This window comes from uncultured Mucilaginibacter sp., assembly GCF_903893715.1.
In the GTDB taxonomy this organism is placed as follows: domain Bacteria; phylum Bacteroidota; class Bacteroidia; order Sphingobacteriales; family Sphingobacteriaceae; genus Mucilaginibacter.
Window position 1 is genome coordinate 1 of sequence record NZ_CAITNG010000151.1, and the last position, 4,382, is coordinate 4,382.

The 4,382-nt window shown below is 43.9% G+C and carries 2 protein-coding genes and 1 pseudogene; all 3 read left to right on the top strand.

Translation table 11 applies throughout. The features are described 5' to 3' along the window. Positions 1–578 (top strand): annotated as a pseudogene (locus QZX97_RS17920) (hypothetical protein); the annotation flags it as partial. Positions 579–591: 13 nt separating this feature from the next. Further along, positions 592–3,204: a hypothetical protein gene (locus QZX97_RS17925; RefSeq protein WP_295664883.1), complete on the top strand. Its 2,613-nt coding sequence runs from the start codon at positions 592–594 to the stop codon at positions 3,202–3,204. 40 nt (positions 3,205–3,244) lie between these two features. After that, complete coding sequence (locus QZX97_RS17930; RefSeq protein WP_295664885.1) at positions 3,245–4,327, top strand: sugar-binding domain-containing protein; 1,083 nt, start codon at positions 3,245–3,247, stop codon at positions 4,325–4,327. Positions 4,328–4,382: the final 55 nt, after the last annotated feature.

The window sequence follows — 4,382 nt, forward strand, 5'->3', positions numbered from 1 at the left end:
AGCCGCTTGGCTTTGAATGGGTATTTATACGCAACCCCGATTCGGCAAATTATTCGTTAAAGCAACGCACTGGGTTTTTATCGTTGAAAGGAAGCGTCTTTACGCTCGACTCTGTAGCTTCACCTACTTTTTTGGGCATTAGGCAAAGGCACTTCAATGTTAACATAAGTTCTACACTCAATTATTTACCCCAAAACCAAAATGAAGAGGCCGGAATTACTGTTTATATGTGCCCTTTTTTTCATTACGACTGCTACGTTACTGCCCAAGGAAATCAAAAGTTCATCAATTTACGCTATACTCTCGAGTCTATAAAACAAGTATGTGCACATATACCTATTGCTAACGGCGCAATAAAAATTGTAATCAACACGAGCAAAACATCTTACAATTTTTCGGTAACTGACAGCGCTGGCGTCAAACATTCCTTAGGTACCTTACCTTCCCGGTTTTTAGGTACCGAAGTGGCGGGTGGTTTCACCGGGATAATGATCGGTTTGTACGCAACCGGCAACGGAAAAAACAGCACATCTAACGCTTTTTTTGACGATTTTGAATATTCACCAATAGATAAATAATAAGTTGTAAAAAATGTTAAAATTAAAATTGACATCCATTATTTGGGCCACGGTTTGTTTAGCAAGCTACGCCCAAATCAACAATGCATCCCAATCCCCGTTCGCCAATAAGCCGGCCGACTCATACAGCAACTATACCGGTGCCGATGGGAAGCCTGCCGTGTTACTTTGGGGTAGTGCCAACCCACTCGATTTTGGTTCGCGCGATATTAAATTTGATCAAAGCGGTATCCGTCAGGTAAATCAAATACCTGCCCCGGGTGTACACCCGCGTATATTTTTTACGCCCGATGATTTGCCTGATATGCGCAGAAGATTAAAGGAGACCCAATGTGGACAAGCTGCCTGGAAAAATATCCTTTCGTGGACGGAGATGATGAAAGGGAATTATGATGACAAGGCCGATTACGCGCAGCCCGATGTGTGGAAAGGCAGCTTTGGAGGCTTGCATGGCCGTGTACCTTTGTTTAGGCTGGGCGTACCGCGTGTAAACGGTATGGCTTATAACCATAATACGCTGGCGGCCGGCTATTATCAAAAGCTAGTTGATGGTACTGCGACCGAATTTCCTGCTTTTTACTGGAATGTTTTTTCGCTGGAGGCATTTCGTTGTTTGATAGCGAATGACGAACAAGGAGCTAAAACATTGGCCAAAGCGGTAATTACCGCATTGCGCATAGACCAGCAAAAGCGCGATAAGGCCAGGGCCGACGAAGCTGAAAAGAAACATACAGAACTAAAACCGATAGAACAGCCGATAGGTGCTTTTCAATTAGCCTACACATACGATTTTATTTTTAATTGGTTAACCTCGGATCAGAAACAAGCGATACATGACGAATTAGCGGCAACAACCTGGTCGCACGATAATTATGGAACCTTTAACACAGCTACCTCATCACGCAGCAATTGGGCCACTTTTTCGTATTGGCTTATCGAAGTATTAGCCATTGAAGGCGAGCCTGGGTTTAACGACTTGAAGGTTAGGGGTATGTACCGCGGTTGGCGAAACCTGCTAACCTATGGTTGGTATCAGTCGGGTGCCACATTCGAGGGCGAAGCTAAAAACCAGTTGGGTATGGATGGTATTTTACCATTTGCCATACGTACAAAGCAATATGGTTTTGATAATTTATGCGGGCATCCATACTTGCGCGCCTATGCCGATAAATTTTTACCTCATAGCGTTATCCCAACTCAGGATGGTTTTATCAGGTACGATTTGCTGGGCGGCAGCCATGGCAAAGGGGGCGGGGCAACTACCTGCGATCTGCTCGGCCTTAAATACATGTTTCCTAACGATAAAACGATAGACTGGGTTTACCGTAAGGCCGTAACCGACGATTACTCGAACGTGGCCGACAGGCCCGATGGTTATTACAATGGATTGTTGTTTTACGCCATGTTTGCAACCGATTTCGATCCCACTAACACCGATCCGGCCAAATTGAACCTCGGCAATACTTTTTTCTGCGGCGAGCGCGCTTTGATGATGACGCGTAGCAGTTGGGATACAAATGATGCTTTAATGTTGAATTTGCATACCCGGCAGGCAAACGGCGGACACCCCTCGGCAGACCGTAACAGTATCCAGTTAGCCGGTGCCGGCCGTGTTTGGGCACCTGTACAAGGCGGTTATGCCTTTGATAATTATAAAAACAGTGTAGTGGTTATTGATAACAAACCCCAAATGGTTAGTGTACCAGGTACCATGGTTGATTTTAGCGATTCGCCTATGGCTACCTTTTGTACAGGCGATGCTAAATACTGCTGGGATTGGAATTGGCAAACCCTGAATAAAAAGCGGGATTACTACACCATTGATGATGTGAATAGTGGTGCGGTACAGATACCGGCAGGTTTTGAAGCAGAAAAACATACCACTAACGACTTTGCCTACCTAAAACTACCTTTTGCCTACCTTAACAAACCCTTGTTCCAAAACCCGCATTGGATATTGCCTAACGGAGCTATAAGTCCGGTGGTTAGGCAACCTAACTATCCGGTGCAAAGGGCTTTCAGAACAGCGGGCATCATCAGGGGCAAACACCCTTATGGCATTGTGGTAGATGATATAAAAAAGGATGACACCGAGCATCATTACGATTGGATATTAACAGTGGAGTATGATGTACAGATAGTGAAGATCAATAAGATAAATGATCACGAGATGGATATCATCCTTACCGGATCAGACCCATCGCAAAAGAACAGTTGGCCAAAAGAGCCGCTGACTGTTATGTTTAGCGGAAGTATACCAGCCAAACAACCCATGCTTTTAGTGCGGGTTATCAACCGTAATACAAAAAAGGATGAAACCAATTCAGCAGCGGCCGATCCTACAATAGTGGAAATAGCGCCTCGCCCTAAAACCATCGAAAGCCACGTACGTAAGTTGGTTATACCGGCCGACGCGGTATCGCCCGATTATAAGGTATTGCTCTTTCCCTACCGTAATGGCGATAGCCTGCCCGAAACAGCCTGGAACAATCGGAAAGGAACGCTTGATGTAAAATGGGTCGATCAAAAAAACAAATTACAATTTTTAACTAAAACCGATGGCAGTACTAGGGTTTCATTGGTTGATGATATAAATAAACAATGGGCAAAAAAAAATGATGTTTAAAAGACTTGCCATAATCGTTTTTTTAACCTTTATACATAACATGTTGCTTGCGCAGCCGCGTCAGAAAATATTGTTCGATTTTGACTGGCTGTTTAAAATGGGCGACCCACCCGATATTGATCAAAGTTTCAATTACCCGGAAGTTAATGATCTCAAAAAAACAAGGCCGGAGCAGGTTGATTTGGAAAAAAAGCTCGCACTTATCCGTATTGATCCGGTAAAACAACACCTCGGCGAAAGAACATCTTATGTACAGCCTGCATTCATCGGTCAACACTGGAAAGGAATAAACCTTCCCCACGATTGGGCAGTGGAACTTCCCTTTGATCCACATGGCAATGTGAGTAAAGGAATGAAGGCTATCGATTCGTTAAAGAGAACTGCCATCGGCTGGTATAGAAAGCAGTTTAAGATGCCCGCGACGGACAAGGGAAAAGTCATCTCTTTAGAGTTTGAAGGAATTTACCGGAACGCGCTTTTTTGGATAAACGGACACTGTTTAGGTCGCAACGTTAGCGGTTATATGGGCTGTTTTTTAGATATAAGTCGGTACTTAAACTATGGGGGCATCAATACGATTGTTGTCAGGGTCGACGCCAGCCACGATGAAGGGTGGTGGTACGAGGGCGCGGGTATCTATCGTCATGTTTGGTTAATTAAAACTCACAAAGTACACGTAGCCAATTGGGGTACTTTTGTCCATAGCAGTATCGATAAAGCTAAAGCTACATTAACGATTGAAACCGAGATAAGGAATGACGGCAATTCCGTCCAAAATATCACCCTTACTTCTAACCTGATTGATAAAACGGGTCATTTGGTAGCTACTGTATCACGGGCAGGCATTTTAATAGGCGCTGGTTCTTCAACTAACGTGAAACAGCAATTGAATGTCGTTAACCCGCATTTATGGAATGTAGACCGGCCCGATTTGTATCAGGTGCGATCTGTCGTTAAACAAGATAAAACGATAACAGATACCTATGTAACAATGCATGGCTTTCGTAGCATCAGGTTTGATAGCGACAGTGGTTTTTATTTAAATGGTAAACGGACATTTTTAAAAGGTGTTTGTATCCATCAGGACCACGCAGGTGTGTTGTACGTCGTCAAACTAAAGTGAACCAAGGCTTGTGTAGTGTTTCGGGTTTAAAGTAAAGGTAAGTTTTTTATTTTGG